Raw genomic sequence first — 338 nt, 5'->3', positions numbered from 1 at the left:
CATGATGTTCGCCGGTTGCTGCCGCCGAGGCTGCCGGGTGGGTGCGTGTCGTTGAAGAGCTGCCACACGCGGCCGGAGCGGGCCTGTTGCTCGAACGCCTGGCTCAGGCGTCGCCGGTCCGAGGGGTTGAGCGAGTGACGCGACAGGTACACGCCGCTCTCGGACCAGCCCAGCTCGTCCAGATTGTCGACGCGCACCTGCTTCACGAGCGTGGCGAGTTCAGCGTCCTGCACCAGCGTGCCGATGAAAATCGAGGCGGTCATCACCGTCCCTTGTGCCAGCCCCTGGCGCAGGGCGCGCACCACGCCGGTCACGTCGCTCTCCTCCACGAGGCGCTT

At 68.3% G+C, this 338-nt stretch carries 1 protein-coding gene; it reads right to left on the bottom strand.

Features of this window, described 5'->3' with window-relative positions:
- On the bottom strand, positions 1-338 hold a 338-nt coding region (locus A6X21_RS24505; protein WP_205847369.1), incomplete at both ends, for a hypothetical protein.

Source organism: Planctopirus hydrillae (genome assembly GCF_001707835.1).
In the GTDB taxonomy this organism is placed as follows: domain Bacteria; phylum Planctomycetota; class Planctomycetia; order Planctomycetales; family Planctomycetaceae; genus Planctopirus; species Planctopirus hydrillae.
This window is presented reverse-complemented; position numbering and strand designations above follow the sequence as displayed.